Source organism: Amycolatopsis antarctica (assembly GCF_002262875.1).
Taxonomy (GTDB): domain Bacteria; phylum Actinomycetota; class Actinomycetes; order Mycobacteriales; family Pseudonocardiaceae; genus Amycolatopsis; species Amycolatopsis antarctica.
On record NZ_NKYE01000002.1, the window covers coordinates 116692 to 131781 of the forward strand.

The window sequence follows — 15090 nt, forward strand, 5'->3', positions numbered from 1 at the left end:
TCAGGCCGCGGCGCAGGTGGCGCAGGTGCCGACGATCTCGACGGTGTGCCGGATGTCGGAGAACCCGTTGCTGGAGGCGATCTTCGCCGACCAGCGTTCGACCGCCGGCCCCTCGATCTCGACGGTGTAGCCGCAGCGGCGGCAGACGAGATGATGGTGGTGGTGTGCCGAGCAGCGACGGTAGATGGCCTCGCCGGAGTCGGTGCGCAGCACGTCGATCTCCTCGGCCTCGGCCAGCGACTGCAGGGTGCGGTACACGGTGGTCAGGCCGATGCCCTCGCCCCGCTTGCGCAGTTCGTCATGCAGTTCCTGGGCGGAGCGGAAGTCGTTGATCTCGTCGAGCAGGTCGACGACCGCCGCGCGCTGCCTGGTGGCCCGGCGGCCCGGCAGCGGGGCGGACTTCGGGGTGGCGGTGGTGCTCATACGGCCTCCGCGGTTCGGCTGCGTGTTGGGGTGCTGGCGGGTGCGCGTGCGGTCACCGAGCCGGATCCTCCTGCACGTGCGTCACCGCGTCGGCGACGATGTGGGCGAGATGGTCGTCGACGAGACGGTAGACCACCTCGCGTCCCCGTCGTTCCCCGTGCACCACGCCCGCGGCCTTGAGCACCCGCAGGTGCTGACTGATCAGCGGCTGGGTCACTCCGAGCGCCTCGACGAGCTCGTGCACACAGCGGTCACCGTCGCGGAGCTGGAGCACGATCGAGATCCGCACCGGCGCGGCGAGCGCGCGCAGCAGCTCGCCCGCGTCGGCGAGCGTGGCCGCCGATGGCGTCGGCGCGCGGGGGGACAGGGGACGGGCGGGGGAGTGTTCCTCGGCCTCGGCGGGCAGCCCGGGTGGGGCCGCGTCGGAACTCGCCGTCGGCATGGTGCTCTCCAGCCTCGTCGTGGTGGCCGTCCGGATGCGAACCGAGCTGTCCGTTCCGGTGGTTCGGCTGCCATTCTAGTGTTCTTCGCGGATCCACCCGGAACTGTCGGTGGCCGAGGACGTCGGCCTGCTCCATTCGGGTGACTTAGCCTGCATTGTGACCGCTATGGTGATCTATGGCCGATGTAGGTGAAAGGTTGGCCCGTGGTGATGTATTCCGCGGTCGGCCGCAGAACCGATGCAACGCCGCGGACCGGTCACGGCATGAGATGACCGGAGGGGCACACGGCAGCGGCCGGGCGATCCGGATGCGGAACTGAGGAGACATGACCCGATTCGTGACGAAGCTGGCCGTGACGACGGCGGCGTTCGCCCTCGCGGCGGCCCCGGTGTCCTCGGTGGCCTGGGCCCAGGACTCATCCGTCGACGAGGCGTCCGGCCCTGTCGCCTACGCCAACGCGGCGGGCAGCCGGGTATCGCAGGACGGCGTGCCAGGAGACGGCACCGTCATCACCGAGACGCAGCGCTCTCCGCTGCGACCGGGGGTCTCCACGCTCGCGCAGACCCGGTCGGTGATCCCGAAGGACGAGGGTGAGGCGAAGAGCGTCGGCCCCAACTATGTGCTGAGCTTCGGTGAGTTCGGCGAGCAGAGCCCGTTCCCCGGGGACGTTCCCAGCCGTGCGCACCGGGTCACCGCCTCGCTCGGGCAGAACACGGTCCCCTCGGCCGAGGCGGAGGCCACCTACGCGCTGCAGGACAACGGGCGCGGCGGTGGCGCCGCGATGGACAACACGGTGCTGGTGCTGGAGAACGCCCGCAGCACGGTCGAGTGCGCGGGCGCCGAGGCCGCCACCGCCGCCACGACCGCGGACCGTGTCCTCGTCCGGCAGCAGGCGGGCGAGGACCGCCAGGGCACGCTGGCCCCGGTGCAGCTGCCCGCGGACGGTGCGCCGCTGGAGCTGACCGGGTTGCCCTTCGGCGCCCCGCTGACCGTGGACGGTGCCGACCCCGCGGTCCCGGCCACTTCGGACCTGAGGATCAGCAGGCTCACCTCCTTCGACGATCTCATCCGCCAGGACCAGTGGCGCGGGGGCGAGCTGACCCGGGCCGCGGCCTGGCAGGTGGACGTCGTCTCGCACGTCACGCTCGCCGCCGAGGACGGTGTGGAGCCCGAGGTGCGCGACATCCGCACGAAACTGGTGCTCGGCGGCGTGAGCTGCTCGACCGCCGCGGGTTTCGTCCCCCTCGCGGGAGGTGGCGCGCAGAAGCCGAGCGTCCCGGTCAAGATCCCGGCGGGTCCTGCGGCCGGGGCCCAGGGCCCCGATGACGGCAAGGGCGCCCACGCCGAGTCGGCCACCCTGCTCGGCATCGTGCTCATCGCCGGCGGCGCGACCGCGGGCGGCGCCGCCGTGTTCCTGCTCCGGCGCGCCCGGTCGGCGAAGCGGTGACCGGGCCGCGAACGCCCGGCGGTGGCGCGCCGACGGACGGCCGGCGCTCGCGCACCGCGCGCCGGGGACTGTGGGCCGCCGCCTGCCTCGTCGTGCTGGCCGTGGCCGCGGTCGTGACCGGTGTCGTGCTCGTCGACTCCCCGGAGGATGCGCCCCCGCCTCCGCCCGCCGCCGCGCCCGCCACCTCCGCCGCGCCCGCACCGACGACGGCCGCCTCCGCGCCGGTGACCGCACCGGTCACCCCCGCCGACGCCGGGCAGCCTCCCGGCACCGTCCGGCTTCCCGGCGGCGGCACCGCGTCACTGGTGCGCAAGGAGATCACCGGCGACGGGACGCTGCCCATCCCGGAGAGCCTCGACGAGGCCACCTGGTGGGGCGCGTCCCTCGGCGCGCCGAGGGGGGTCGCGCTGCTGTCCGGCCACGTGAACTGGAAGGGCCAGAAGGGGCCGTTCGACGAGCTGTGGCGCAACGCCCCCGGCGAGCAGGTCAGCGTCGTCGACACCGGCGGCGGCGAGTGGGTGTACCGGATCGTCGACGCCGTCACCCTGCACAAGGACGAGCTGCCCGCGCAGGCCGAGCGGTTGTTCGACCAGGCGGGACCGCACCGGCTGGTGCTGGTCACCTGCGGCGGCGACTACGTCGGCGGTACCGACGGATACGAGGACAACCGGATCGTCAGCGCGGAGCTCGTCTCCCGTCCGTGAGCGCACGCTTCCGTTCGGTGTGGTTCCCCTTGTGAGCGCCGGGAACGCCAGGGGATACGCTGGGCCGTCCAGTCGATATCCGTCCTCGCATGTCTCGGAGCGTGGAGTGCCCGCCAACACCATTGAGACCGTCGTCAGCCTCTGCAAGCGCCGTGGCTTCGTGTTCCCGTGCGGGGAGATCTACGGCGGTACCCGCTCCGCCTGGGACTACGGCCCGCTCGGTGTCGAGCTGAAGGACAACATCAAGCGCCAGTGGTGGAAGTCGATGGTGCAGGGCCGGGACGACGTGGTCGGCCTGGACTCCTCGGTCATCCTGCCCCGGCAGACCTGGGTCGCCTCCGGTCACGTCGACGTGTTCAGCGACCCGCTCGTGGAATCGCTGTCCAGCCACAAGCGCTACCGCGCCGACCACCTGATCGAGGCGTACGAGGCGAAGCACGGCCACCCGCCGGAGAACGGCCTCGCCGACATCCCCGACCCGGAGACGGGCGTCGTCGGCCAGTGGACCGAGCCGCGCGAGTTCAACATGATGCTGCGCACCCACCTCGGCCCGGTCGAGACCGAGGAGGGCCTGCACTACCTCCGCCCGGAGACCGCGCAGGGTATCTTCGTCAACTTCCTCAACGTGCAGACGACTTCGCGCAAGAAGCCGCCGTTCGGCATCGCGCAGATCGGCAAGTCGTTCCGCAACGAGATCACGCCGGGCAACTTCATCTTCCGCACCCGCGAGTTCGAGCAGATGGAGATGGAGTTCTTCGTCGAGCCGGGCGAGGACGAGACCTGGCACGAGCAGTGGCTCCGGTTGCGCACCGACTGGTACACCGATCTCGGCATCAAGTCGGAGAACCTGCGCCACTACGAGCACCCGAAGGAAAAGCTGTCCCACTACGCCAAGCGCACGGTGGACATCGAGTACCGATTCGGCTTCTCGAAGAACCAGGAGTGGGGCGAGCTGGAGGGTATCGCCAACCGCACCGACTTCGACCTCACCACGCACTCCAACCACTCCGGCGTCGACCTGTCCTACTTCGACCAGGCCTCGGGGCAGCGGTTTCGTCCGTTCGTCATCGAGCCGGCCGCCGGTGTCGGACGCTCGCTGATGGCGTTCCTGGTGGACGCCTACAGCGAGGACGAGGTGCCCAACGCCAAGGGCGGCGTGGACAAGCGCTCCGTGCTCAAGCTGGACTACCGGCTCTCGCCGGTGAAGGCGGCCGTGCTTCCGTTGTCGCGCAACGCCGATCTCACGCCGAAGGCACGTGACATCGCGGCCACCCTGCGCAAGCACTGGAACATCGACTTCGACGACGCGGGCTCCATCGGCAAGCGCTACCGCCGTCAGGAGGAGATCGGTACGCCGTTCTGCGTGACCGTCGACTTCGACTCGCTCGACGACCACGCCGTGACCGTGCGCGAGCGCGACACGATGGCGCAGGAGCGCGTCTCCGTGGACAAGCTCGAGTCCTACCTCGCCGCCCGCCTGATCGGCTGCTGAACCCCGCCACTTCCCGGACGCCCTGCCCCCGTTCCCGCGGAGGCGGGGCGTTCGTGTGCGCGGACGTCCGTCCACTGTGGACGACCCTGTGCGACGGTACGCCGGTGCACGACCGGGTGAGGCGGCTCTGTCAGACTGGACGGTGTGAGTACGCGAGGCCAGACCGGCGCCGGTACGGCGAGCTGGGTACGACGTTTCGCGGCCGGCGCCGTCCTGATCGCGCTTCTGGTGGTCGGGGGCACCGCCGCCCGTGTATGGCATGTCGCCCGCCTGGACGACCGCGCGCAGGCGGACGTGATCGTGGTGCTCGGTGCCGCGCAGTACAACGGGAAACCGTCCCCGGTGTTCGAGGCTCGCCTCTCGCACGCGCAGCGGCTCTACTCCCAGGGGGTCGCGGAGCGCGTCGTCACCTCGGGTGGCGGGGCAGCCGGAGACGACTTCACCGAAGCCGAGGCCGGCGCGCGCTGGCTGGTGGACAACGGGGTGCCGGAGGACCGCACGCTCGCCGTCGGCGAGGGCAGCGACACGCTCGGCAGTCTGCAGGCGGTGTCCGACTCGGTACACGCGCGCGGCTGGCACACCGCCGTGATCGTCAGCGACCCCTGGCATTCGCTGCGCGCCAGGACGATGGCCAACGACGTCGGCCTCGACGCCTGGAGTTCGCCCACGCACACCGGCCCGATCGTGCAGACCCGGGAGCGGCAGGCGAAGTACATCTACCGGGAGACCGGCGCGCTGCTGTACTACCGGCTGTTCAAGACCCCGGCGGACGACATCGGCGGCACCGGTCTCGGCTGAGGGCCGCCGCCGGTCGCCGCGCCCGCATAGGCTCGCAGGCGTGAACGTCTACACCTCGCACGACGAGGAGCGCAGGCTGCCGGAGGGGCCGAAGGGCTCCGTACTGCCGGGTTCCCGTGCCGACCGGCGGACCCCGTTCTCCCGCGACCGCGCCCGTGTCCTGCACTCGGCCGCCCTGCGCAGGCTGGCCGGCAAGACCCAGGTGGTCGGGCCCGGCGAGGGCGCGGAGATCAGCGGTGTGCCACGGACCCGCCTCACCCACTCGCTCGAGGTCGCCCAGATCGGCCGCGGGATCGCCGAGGAGCTCGGCGCCGACCCGGACCTGGTGGACACGGCGGGCCTGGCGCACGACATCGGGCACCCGCCCTTCGGGCACAACGGCGAGCACGCGCTCGACCACGTCGCCCAGCAGTGCGGCGGGTTCGAGGGCAACGCCCAGACCCTGCGGATCCTCACCCGGCTGGAGCCGAAGGTGCTCGCGGACGGGGGTGAGGTCGCCGGTCTGAACCTGACCAGGGCCTGCCTGGACGCGACCACCAAGTACCCGTGGCCGAGGGCGGCGGGGGACCGCAAGTTCGGCGCGTACCGCGACGATCTGGCCGTCTTCGGGTGGATGCGGGACGGTGCGCCGGAGCGCAGGCCCAGTCTGGAGGCGCAGATCATGGACTGGGCCGACGATGTCGCCTACTCGGTGCACGACGTCGAGGACGGGGTGCTCTCCGGCCGGATCTCGCTGCACGTGCTGGCCGACGCCGGGGAACGGGCGGCCGTGGCCGAGCTGGCCGCCAAGCACTTCTCCGGTCTCTCGGTGTCGACGCTGGAGAGCGCGGCGCGGGAACTGCTGCGCCTGCCCGTGATGTCCCGGCTCGCCGTTCCCGGTTACGACGCCTCGCTCGGTGCGCAGGTCGCGTTGAAACGGCTCACCAGTGAACTGGTCGGCCGGTTCGCCTCGGCGGTGGTGACCGCCACCCGCGTGGCGCACGGTGACGGCCCGCTCCGCCGCTACGACGCCGACCTGTCCGTGCCCGAACAGCCGGCCGCGGAGGTGGCCCTGCTCAAGGCGCTGGCACTGCGGTACGTGATGAGCGATCCCCGGCGGCTCGCGATGCAGGACGGCCAGCAGCAGCTCCTGATCGACCTGGTGGGCGCGTTGTCCCGCCGGGCGCCGGAGTCACTGGACGCGGCGTTCCATCCGGCCTGGGAGGCCGCCGCCGGTGATGCCGAGCTGCTGCGGGTGGTGATCGACCAGGTCGCCTCGCTGACCGACGCCCAGGCCCACGCCTGGCACTCCTGGCACACCGGTTGGCATCGCTGATGGCGAGCACGATGGGCTGCTACACCTGCGGGAGGAACGCCCGTTTCGATTCCCTGCCGCCCCGGGAGCGGGTCGCCGCCGACGAGCACTGGCGCGCGGCCCACGCCTTCGACACGGCGCTTCCCGGCTGGCTGGTGCTCGCCCCGCGCAGGCACGTCACCACGATCGCGAATCTGTCCTCCGGCGAGGCGGCCGCTCTCGGTGGCTGGCAGGTCCGGCTGTCCAGGGCGTTGCGTGAGGTCACCGGCTGCGCGAAGACGTACGTGGTGCAGTTCGCCGAGCAGCCCGGCTACGCCCACGTGCACTTCCACCTGGTGCCGGTGGCGGCCGAGCTGCCACCGGAACGGCGCGGGCCGGGGATCTTCGCCCTGCTCGGTGCCGCACCGGCGGACCGGGTCGGCGAGGCACGGATGGACGAGCTGGCGATCTCGCTGCAGGACGTCCTGCGGTAGTCCGCGTGTCCCGCCCACGGCGGCGCGGTAGCGTCGCGTCATGGCTGAGCGCACCGGTTCCGAGCGGGCACACCTCGATTTCACCCTCGCCCTGCATCGCGCCGTCGCCGCGGGCGGCGCCGACTCCTGCTTCTCGCCCTATTCCGTGGCCAGCGCGCTGGGGCTCGCCGCGCGTGCCACCCGGGGTGCCGCATCGGAGGAGCTGGCGGGTCTGCTGGCAGGCGGTGCCCATGGGCTTGCCGGGCAGGCGGCGCTGCTGCGGGAGTCGGCGACGCTGACCGCGCGGGCCGGCCGGGAGGAGCCGGTGCTGGCGGTGTCGAACACGCTGTGGGCGTGGAAGGAGCTGCGCCTGCACGGCGGGTTCACCGGCGAACTGGCCGCCTGGCCGAACGGGCGGGTGGCCACGGCGCCGTTCGTGGACGACCCGGACGCCGCCAGGAGGCAGATCAACGCCGACGTCGCGGAGACGACCAGGGACCTGATCCCGGAGTTGCTGGCCGAGGACGCGGTGGGGCCGGACACCGTGGCGAGCATCGTCAACGCCCTCTACCTCAAGGCCGCGTGGAACTTCCGGTTCGGCGAGGACGCCACCGTCCCAGCGGACTTCCACGCTCCCTCGGGGACACGCGAAGTGCCGATGATGTCCCAGGAGGAGCGTCTCGGTCACGTCGCCGCCCGCGGCTGGCAGGCCGTGGCCCTGCCCGCCGCCGGCGGGCTGGAGGCGGTGCTCCTGCTGCCGGACGGTGAACTGGCAGAGCAGGAGTCCACATTGGACACCAATGTGCTGTCGGAGTTGCTGTCCGGGACCCGTCGCCGCCAGGTGCGGCTGGCCATGCCCAGGGTGTCGCTGGACGTGAGCAGCGGCCTCACCGACGCTCTGCGCTCGCTGGGAGTGCACACCCTGTTCACCCCGCAGGCCGACTTCGGCCCGCTCACCGACGACCCCAGGCTGTCCGTGTCCGATGTGCTGCACCAGGCGGTGCTGCGCGTGGACGAGCAGGGCTTCGAGGGCGCGGCGGCGACCGCGGTCATGGTGCGGATGGCGTCGATCTCGACCGAGCAGCCGGTGGAGGTCACGGCGGACCGCCCGTTCCTGCTGCTCGTCCGGAACGCGGGCACCGGTGCGGTGTACTTCCTCGCCCGCGTGGTCACCCCGTGACGCGGCCCGCACGGCCGGTGCACGGTGGCGGCGGGCGGACCGGGCTGAGGTGACCCCCGGATACGCCCCGGCCGCCGCACCGGCCGCGACCGCGTCCGGCGGCGATCGGCGGCCCTGGCGGTTCACTCTGGCCGACGCCGCCGTGCTGGCCGGCTACACCGCGCTCGCGTTCGTCGTCCTGGGTCCACTGTGGACGGACCTCTCGCGGGGCTATCTCGACCACAGCATGCAGGACCAGCACATGTGGGAGTGGTTCTTCGCCGTCACCGCGAAGAACGTGGTGAACCTGGACAACCCGTTCTTCACCACGCTGCAGAATCATCCGGCCGGGGTGAACCTGATGGCCAACACGGTCATGCTCGGCATCGGCGTCCCGCTGACCCCGGTGACCGTGGTGTTCGGGCCGACGGCGACCTGGGCCGTCGCCCTCACCGGCGGTCTGGCCGCCACCGCGGCCGCCTGGTACTGGGTGATCTCCCGGCACTTCGTCGCCTCGCGGTGTGGCGCGGCGATCGGCGGCGCCTTTTGCGCGTTCGCTCCGCCGATCATCTCCCACGCCAACGCGCACCCCAACTTCGTGGTGCTCTTCGTGCTGCCGTTGATCGCGGCCAGGGTCGTCCGGCTCGCCCGCGGTGCCAGGCCGGTGCGCGACGGCGTGGTGCTCGGTCTCCTGCTGGCATACCAGATCTTTCTCGGCGAGGAGCCGCTGCTGATCGGCGCGACGACCTTCGCGGTGTTCGCCGGCGTCTACGCGGTGTTCCGGCCCACCGAGGTCGCCGGCATGCTGCGCCCGCTGGGGGTCGGGCTGGGTGTGGGCGCGGCGGTCACGCTCGCGCTGGTGGCGTTCCCGTTGTGGTGGCAGTTCTTCGGCCCGCAGGGGTACAGCTCGCTGGAGCACGGCCTGGTCGGCAACGATCTGGCAGCCGTCACCGGTTCGGCCACCGAGTCGCTGGCCGGCGATCCCCGGTCGGCGCGGGACCTGTCGATGAACCGGACCGAGGAGAACGCCTTCTTCGGCTGGCCGCTGGCGGTGCTGATGCTGGTGCTCACCGGGTGGCTGTGGCGTTCGGCGGCCGCGCGGGCGCTGTCGGTGACGATGCTGGTGATGGTGTGGCTGTCGCTCGGCGCGCTGGTGATGGTGAACGGCACGGTCACCAGCGTTCCCGGTCCCTGGATGCTGCTGTTCGACAAGCCGCTGTTCGAGTCCGTGCTGGAGTCCCGGTTCGCGATCGGCGCGGTCCCGGTGATCGGCGTGCTGCTCGCGATGGCGATCAGGAAGCTGCTGGATGTCCGGCCCTCCGTGGCGCAGTGGCGCACGCCGGTGCGGATGGCCGGCTTCGCCGTGCTCGCCGTCGCGCTGCTGCCGGTGGCACCGACGCCGCTGGAGGTCGCGCGGCGCGATCCCACCCCGCGGTTCTTCACCGAGGGGGCGTGGCGTGACTTCGTCGATCCCGGCGGCTCGGTGGTCGTGGTGCCCCTGCCCGACGCGGGCGACGCCGAGGCACTGAGCTGGCAGGTCGACGCCGGACTCGAGTTCCCGCTCGCGGAGGGGTACTTCGTCGGCCCCGGCGCGGACGGCAAGGGCGGCTACGGCGCGGTGCGACGGCCAACCTCGTCGACGCTGGACAAGGTCGGCCGCACCGGGTCGGTGCCCGCGCTCGACTCCCGGGACCGCCGGGACGCGCTGGCGGATCTGCGGTTCTGGGACGCCGACGTGATCGTGCTCGGCCCGCAGGAGCACGACCGGGAACTGCGCGACACACTGGAACTCCTGCTGCGCAGGCCGCCTCGAGAACTCGCCGGGGTCTGGGTGTGGGACGTGCGGGAACTGACGCGCTAGTGGTCCGTGTGTGACGTTGTCCGACGGTTGGCTTTCTTGAGAATGTGCTCGGCGGGTTGTGGTCCAGAGGAAGCGGTCAAAGCACCTCTCGACCCGAAATTCCAGTCGAGCAACGTGGGGCCAAGACTCGCCGGACGGGGCCGGTTCTCGCCGGATCGGTGGGGCGGGGAGTGGCCGGTGCAAACAGTCAGCCGGTGCCCGTCGAGTGACCCGCGTTCTAGGCAGATTTCGTTCGCCGGGCCCGGGTCAGCATGACCAATGGACGAACCGGGCCCGGCTCCCGGTACTAAAAAAATCCGCCAGAAAGTCGGATCAGAATTTGACCCACAACTCTGTCCTGTCTCCCACGCCTCGGCACGAGACCGGCTTACCGGGGTATTCATAGCGGCCGTCCCTGTTGCAAACGACCTGCACGTACTTATTGTTTCCCTGATACCACTTGACGTAGACCCACGTTGCCTGAGAGGAGACCTCCCTCGGGGCGGGGTCCGCCGACGCGACCGCCCCGGACGTGGCGGCCGCCGTCCCCGACAGAATCAGCGCAAATGCGAAACTGGCCAGAACTTTACGAATCACTTTCGGCTCCCTAATTGTACTGCGGCCTGGAATGGTGAGGTATCCCGCGTGAATGGTAGCCGAATGCGAAGTCGGAGGGTGTGGTGCGAGTGCTTTCGTGCATAGATGCTACCCAAACACCCCAGCAATCTGGACCAGGGGCGCTGTGATTGCTTGAGTCGTGGGGTCGGCCAGATCGTGCGACCGAAGGACGAAACTGACCCTGAGGCGTCGACTGATCGGCGCGATTGCCGGAACCCTTCGCGCCGAGAACGATTCGCGATACCGCATTCTGGCGCCCGTCAACCTCGACCAATCAACGAAACGCAACGCCGGGCCCTGCCCGGTAGTTCTTGGTCGATGGAATTCGTGATCGACGCCGTCTCGACGCGAATACCGCGACCACACGGCACCGCGGGGCAGGGCCTAACCGCCGCGGGCAGCGGGCCGGTCGGCGTCGATGAGTTCGGTCGCCAGCCGCCGCAGGTAGCGGGCCAGGCTGTGCCGGTCCGCTTCCGGCCAGCCGGCGACCATGTCGTCGAATGTCCGCTGCTGGAACGCGTGCGAGTCGGCGAGAAAACGCTGTCCGGTCTCGGTGAGCGCCAGACTGGCCCTGCGAGCGTCCACTTCGGACGTTCCACGGCGGACGTAGCCGGCGTCCACGGCTATCGAGACCATCCGGCTGGCGACCGAGCGGTCGAGGCCGAGCTGATGGGCGATGTCGGCCACCGTCACTTCCGCCTGGTGCCCGGCGCCGTCCACCGCCTCCACGACGAAGACGTTCTGCACGTTCTCCGGTTCACCGCGCACCCCGTTCGCCACGCCCGGCGCCCAGCGTCGCGACCAGAATCGCACCAGGCGGAACAGCGCGGGCCCGGCTTGCGGGAACGGCACCGCTGCCTGGTCGGTCACGTGCGCTTCTCCCCGTCGGTCGGAATCGGGTCATCGTGCCACGCACTCGCCCGCCCCGCCCGTTCTTCTCACCCGGCCCGGGAACCGGACCACCCGATCGCGCGGCATCGCCCCGTCCGCTCCCGGCCCGTGTCCTTCTGCGCGCGGTCCGGAACGCTCAGCCGGTCACGCGGCGCAGCTTGTCCGGGTTCGCCTGGTCGTAGATCGCGACCACGCGGCCGTCCCGGACGGCGACCGTCTGCAGCCGCGCGTCGAGATCCCGGTAACCGTCGTGGCCCGGTGCGGGCGGCACGTACATGCCGGGGTCGCCGTTGACCAGCACCGGCCGGACGTGTGCCAGTGCGTCCGGCGAGTACTGGCGGAGCAGGCCGGTGAGGAACCGGATGATCCGGTCCGCGCCCACCATGACCTGCCGGGTGGTGCGGGCCTTGCCGCCGGAGTCGCCGATCAGCACGGCCTCGGGGTGCAGGATCTCGGTGACCGCGTCTATGTCGCCGCGGAGCACGGCCGCGAGGAAGCGCTCCAGCACCGCCCGCTGCTCGGCGGCGGGCGCCCGGGCCGGCGGGTCCGCGTCGGCGAGCACCCGCCTGCCCCGCGAACCGTGCTGCCGCGCGGCGGCGGGGGAGCAGCCGAGGACCTCGGCGATCTCCGCGAACGGCACGGCGAACGCGTCGTGCAGCACGAACGCGACGCGCTGTTCCGGGGTGAGCCGGTCGAGCACCAGCATCGCCGCCATCCGGACCCCGTCGTCGCGGACGGCGGCGTCGAGCGGGCTCTCGCCGAGTCCACCACCGGACGGGCTCACGATCGGCTCGGGCAGCCACTGCCCGACGTAGGACTCCCGTCGCACGGCCGCCGAACGGAGCCGGTCCAGGCACAGGTGCCCGACGACGGTGGTCAGCCACGCCCGTGGTTCACGGATCTCCGCTCTCCGCTCCGGTTCGAGCGCGGCAAGGCGCAGCCACGATTCCTGCACCGCGTCCTCCGCGTCGGCGACCGAACCGGTCAGCCGGTACGCCACCGCGACCAGGTGGGCGCGGTGCTCGGTGAACTCGCGGGCCAGAGCGTCGCCGCCGGTGACTGACATGTGCCGAGTGTGCCGTATCCACGGCCCCGTCCGGGGTCCGAGGGCGAGCACTAGACTCGGGTACGTGGCAGGACGGATCCGGGACAGCGACATCGCCGAGGTGCGTGAGCGCAACCGGATCGACGAGGTCGTGGGTGACTACGTGGCGCTGCGGCGCGCGGGCGGCGGAGCGCTCAAGGGGCTCTGCCCGTTCCACGAGGAGAAGACCCCCTCGTTCAACGTACGGCCGACACACGGCACCTTCCACTGCTTCGGCTGTGGCGAGGGCGGCGACGTCATCAAGTTCCTCACCCAGTACGAGAAGCTCAGCTTCGTCGAAGCGGTGGAGAGGCTGGCCGACCGCATCGGCTACAAGCTCACCTACGAGGGCGGCGGCGGCAGTGTGCAGCGCGATCGCGGCACCCGCGCGCGGCTGGCCGAGATCAACAAGGCCGCCCAGGAGTTCTACGCCGAGCAGTTGCTCATCCCCGACGCCCAGGTCGCCCGCGACTTCCTCAGGGACCGCGGTTTCGACTCGGCCGCGGCGCAGACCTTCGGCTGCGGTTTCGCGCCGTCGGGCTGGGACAAGCTCACCAAGGTGCTCCTGAACAAGGGGTTCGAGCTGACCGAGCTGTACAAGGCGCAGATATCGAAGGAGGGCAGGCGCGGCCCGATCGACCGCTTCCACCGCAGGCTGGTCTGGCCGATCCGCGACCTCGCCGGGGATGTGGTCGGTTTCGGCGCGCGCAGGCTGTTCGACGACGATCCGATCCAGGCCAAGTACCTGAACACCAGTGAGAGCCCGGTCTACCGCAAGTCCGAGGTGCTGTTCGGTCTCGACCTGGCCAAGCGCGAGATTTCCAAGCGGCACCAGGTCGTCGTCGTCGAGGGCTACACCGATGTGATGGCCATGCATGCCTCCGGGGTGCCCACCGCGGTCGCCTCCTCCGGCACCGCGTTCGGCGACGAGCACATGAAGCTGCTGCGCAGGCTGCTGATGGACGACGACGCGTTCCGCGGCGAGGTGATCTTCACCTTCGACGGCGACGCGGCGGGGCAGAAGGCGGCGCTCAAGGCGTTCGAGGGGGACCAGACCTTCGCCGGGCAGACCTACATCGCCGTGGCCCCGGACGGCATGGACCCCTGCGAACTGCGGCTGGCCAAGGGCGACACGGCGGTGCGCGACCTGGTGGCGCGCCGGACGCCGCTGTTCGAGTTCGCCATCCGCAGCATGCTCGTCGAGTACGACCTGGATTCCGTCGACGGGCAGGTGGCCGCGCTGCAGCGCACGGTGCCGGTGGTGGCGCGGATCAAGGACCGGGCCAAGCGCGACGGCTACGCCACCAAACTGTCCTGGTGGGTCGGCTGGCCGGACGAATCGATGGTGGTGCGCCGGGTGCGGGAGGAAGCGGGCTCACCGTCGAAGCGGGCGCCGGTTCGCCGGACGGCACAGCGGCCGGGCCCGGACGAGGACATCACCCGTCCGTCCGCGGCCGACCCGCAGCTCCGGGCGCAGCGCGAGGCGTTGAAGGCGGCCCTGCAGGAGCCCGCACTGGCGGGTCCGCTCTACGACTCGCTGCCTGAGGACGCGTTCACCCATCCCGCCTACGTGATGGTGCACTCCGCCATCCTGGCGGCCGGGGGAACCGGGTCCGGGCTGTCCGGCCCCGGTCTGCTGGAGGCCGCCTCGCAGAACTGTCCACAAGGGACGGTGCAGTCGTTGCTGTCCGAACTGGCGGTGGAGAGCCTGCGCGCCAGGGGAGAGGCGGACCTGCGCTACATCTCCAGCGTGCTGGCCGCGGTCCAGGAGAACCTGGTGGGGCGGCAGATCGCGGACCTGAAGTCGAAATTGCAGCGGCTCTCGCCGGTCGAGGCGCCGGAGGAGTACCGGGCGCTCTTCGGCGACCTGGTCGCCCTCGAGCAGTACCGCAAGGCCCTGCGGGAACAGGCGGGCGGAGGACTGGAATGAGCTGGTTGGGGCGACTGTTCGGCGATCGGGCACCGGAGTCCCTCACCGGGCTGCTCGACGGCGAGGAGCACGTGCTCGCGGCCGCGGAGGTCGACGGCGGCGGGCACCTGGCCGTGACCGCGCTGGGTCTGTGGGTTCCGGGCCCGCGCCGGATCGGCTGGCACCTCCTCGCCAAGGTGGCGTGGGGCGAGGGGACGATGACGGTGACCGAGGCGGAGGAGTCCGGGCGGGCCGGGGCGGCGGTGCTGCTGACCGACCTGCCGCCGGTGCGGTTCGGCGTGCGCAGCCCCGGCAAGCTCCCGCAACTCGTCCGCGCCCGCGTCGACGGGTCGATCCGGGTCCGGCACCGGCAGGAGCTGCCCGGCGGCGGTGGTGCGTGGTTCGTGCTGCGCAAGGTGCCCGGCCGGGACGGCGCCGTGTTGCAGGCCCGGCCGGACCGGGGCACCGACCCGGGCCTGGTGGCCGAGATCGCGGTGGACGTGGCGGAGCGGATGGCTACCGCGCAGGATTAGCAG

At 71.3% G+C, this 15090-nt stretch carries 14 protein-coding genes; 10 read left to right on the forward strand and 4 right to left on the reverse strand.

Features of this window, described 5'->3' with window-relative positions; genetic code table 11:
* A complete protein-coding gene (locus CFN78_RS04040) occupies positions 1–423 on the reverse strand; it encodes a Fur family transcriptional regulator (protein ID WP_094861215.1) in 423 nt (140 codons plus the stop codon).
* A 52-nt stretch (positions 424–475) separates the two neighbouring features.
* A complete protein-coding gene (locus CFN78_RS04045) occupies positions 476–865 on the reverse strand; it encodes an ArsR/SmtB family transcription factor (RefSeq protein ID WP_094861216.1) in 390 nt (129 codons plus the stop codon).
* Positions 866–1191: 326 nt separating this feature from the next.
* Here CFN78_RS04045 and CFN78_RS04050 point away from each other — a divergent pair, with 326 nt between their 5' ends.
* The 8 genes from CFN78_RS04050 (at position 1192) to CFN78_RS04085 (ending at position 10073) form a co-directional block, all read left to right on the forward strand.
* A complete protein-coding gene (locus CFN78_RS04050) occupies positions 1192–2313 on the forward strand; it encodes a hypothetical protein (RefSeq protein ID WP_094861217.1) in 1122 nt (373 codons plus the stop codon).
* Positions 2310–3017, forward strand: coding sequence for a class F sortase (locus CFN78_RS04055; protein ID WP_240519250.1), 708 nt, complete (start codon positions 2310–2312; stop codon positions 3015–3017). Before CFN78_RS04050 ends, CFN78_RS04055 begins: the two co-directional genes overlap by 4 nt.
* A 106-nt stretch (positions 3018–3123) precedes the next feature.
* On the forward strand, positions 3124–4509 hold the full coding sequence (locus tag CFN78_RS04060; protein WP_094861218.1) for a glycine--tRNA ligase: 1386 nt from the start codon (positions 3124–3126) through the stop codon (positions 4507–4509).
* A 144-nt stretch (positions 4510–4653) separates the two neighbouring features.
* Positions 4654–5307, forward strand: a complete 654-nt coding sequence (locus CFN78_RS04065) for a YdcF family protein (RefSeq protein WP_094861219.1) — start codon at positions 4654–4656, stop codon at positions 5305–5307.
* A gap of 40 nt (positions 5308–5347) precedes the next feature.
* On the forward strand, positions 5348–6622 hold the full coding sequence (locus CFN78_RS04070) for a deoxyguanosinetriphosphate triphosphohydrolase (RefSeq protein WP_094861220.1): 1275 nt from the start codon (positions 5348–5350) through the stop codon (positions 6620–6622).
* Positions 6622–7074, forward strand: coding sequence for an HIT family protein (locus CFN78_RS04075; protein WP_094861221.1), 453 nt, complete (start codon positions 6622–6624; stop codon positions 7072–7074). The genes CFN78_RS04070 and CFN78_RS04075 overlap by 1 nt, the downstream gene beginning before the upstream one ends.
* A 40-nt stretch (positions 7075–7114) precedes the next feature.
* Positions 7115–8233, forward strand: coding sequence for a serpin family protein (locus tag CFN78_RS04080; protein WP_094861222.1), 1119 nt, complete (start codon positions 7115–7117; stop codon positions 8231–8233).
* A 49-nt stretch (positions 8234–8282) separates the two neighbouring features.
* On the forward strand, positions 8283–10073 hold the full coding sequence (locus CFN78_RS04085) for a glycosyl transferase (RefSeq protein ID WP_094861223.1): 1791 nt from the start codon (positions 8283–8285) through the stop codon (positions 10071–10073).
* A 981-nt stretch (positions 10074–11054) separates the two neighbouring features.
* On the opposite strand, the gene CFN78_RS04090 is transcribed toward CFN78_RS04085, so the two are convergent.
* On the reverse strand, positions 11055–11540 hold the full coding sequence (locus tag CFN78_RS04090; protein WP_240519251.1) for a MarR family winged helix-turn-helix transcriptional regulator: 486 nt from the start codon (positions 11538–11540) through the stop codon (positions 11055–11057).
* A 157-nt stretch (positions 11541–11697) separates the two neighbouring features.
* A complete protein-coding gene (locus CFN78_RS04095) occupies positions 11698–12627 on the reverse strand; it encodes a sigma-70 family RNA polymerase sigma factor (RefSeq protein ID WP_094861224.1) in 930 nt (309 codons plus the stop codon).
* Positions 12628–12691: 64 nt separating this feature from the next.
* Between CFN78_RS04095 and dnaG the strand changes: the two genes are divergently transcribed.
* Both dnaG and CFN78_RS04105 read left to right on the forward strand, forming a co-directional pair.
* A complete protein-coding gene (dnaG, locus tag CFN78_RS04100; RefSeq protein ID WP_240519252.1) occupies positions 12692–14575 on the forward strand; it encodes a DNA primase in 1884 nt (627 codons plus the stop codon).
* Positions 14572–15087: a hypothetical protein gene (locus CFN78_RS04105; RefSeq protein ID WP_094861226.1), complete on the forward strand. Its 516-nt coding sequence runs from the start codon at positions 14572–14574 to the stop codon at positions 15085–15087. Before dnaG ends, CFN78_RS04105 begins: the two co-directional genes overlap by 4 nt.
* Positions 15088–15090: the final 3 nt, after the last annotated feature.

What these genes read in the sequence shown, in the direction of transcription:
- CFN78_RS04040 (WP_094861215.1), bottom strand. Translation starts at nt 423, where the DNA reads ATGAGCACCACCGCCACCCCGAAGTCCGCCCCGCTGCCGGGCCGCCGG.
- CFN78_RS04045 (WP_094861216.1), bottom strand. Translation starts at nt 865, where the DNA reads ATGCCGACGGCGAGTTCCGACGCGGCCCCACCCGGGCTGCCCGCCGAG.
- CFN78_RS04050 (WP_094861217.1), top strand. Translation starts at nt 1,192, where the DNA reads ATGACCCGATTCGTGACGAAGCTGGCCGTGACGACGGCGGCGTTCGCC.
- CFN78_RS04075 (WP_094861221.1), top strand. Translation starts at nt 6,622, where the DNA reads ATGGCGAGCACGATGGGCTGCTACACCTGCGGGAGGAACGCCCGTTTC.
- CFN78_RS04080 (WP_094861222.1), top strand. Translation starts at nt 7,115, where the DNA reads ATGGCTGAGCGCACCGGTTCCGAGCGGGCACACCTCGATTTCACCCTC.
- CFN78_RS04095 (WP_094861224.1), bottom strand. Translation starts at nt 12,627, where the DNA reads ATGTCAGTCACCGGCGGCGACGCTCTGGCCCGCGAGTTCACCGAGCAC.
- CFN78_RS04105 (WP_094861226.1), top strand. Translation starts at nt 14,572, where the DNA reads ATGAGCTGGTTGGGGCGACTGTTCGGCGATCGGGCACCGGAGTCCCTC.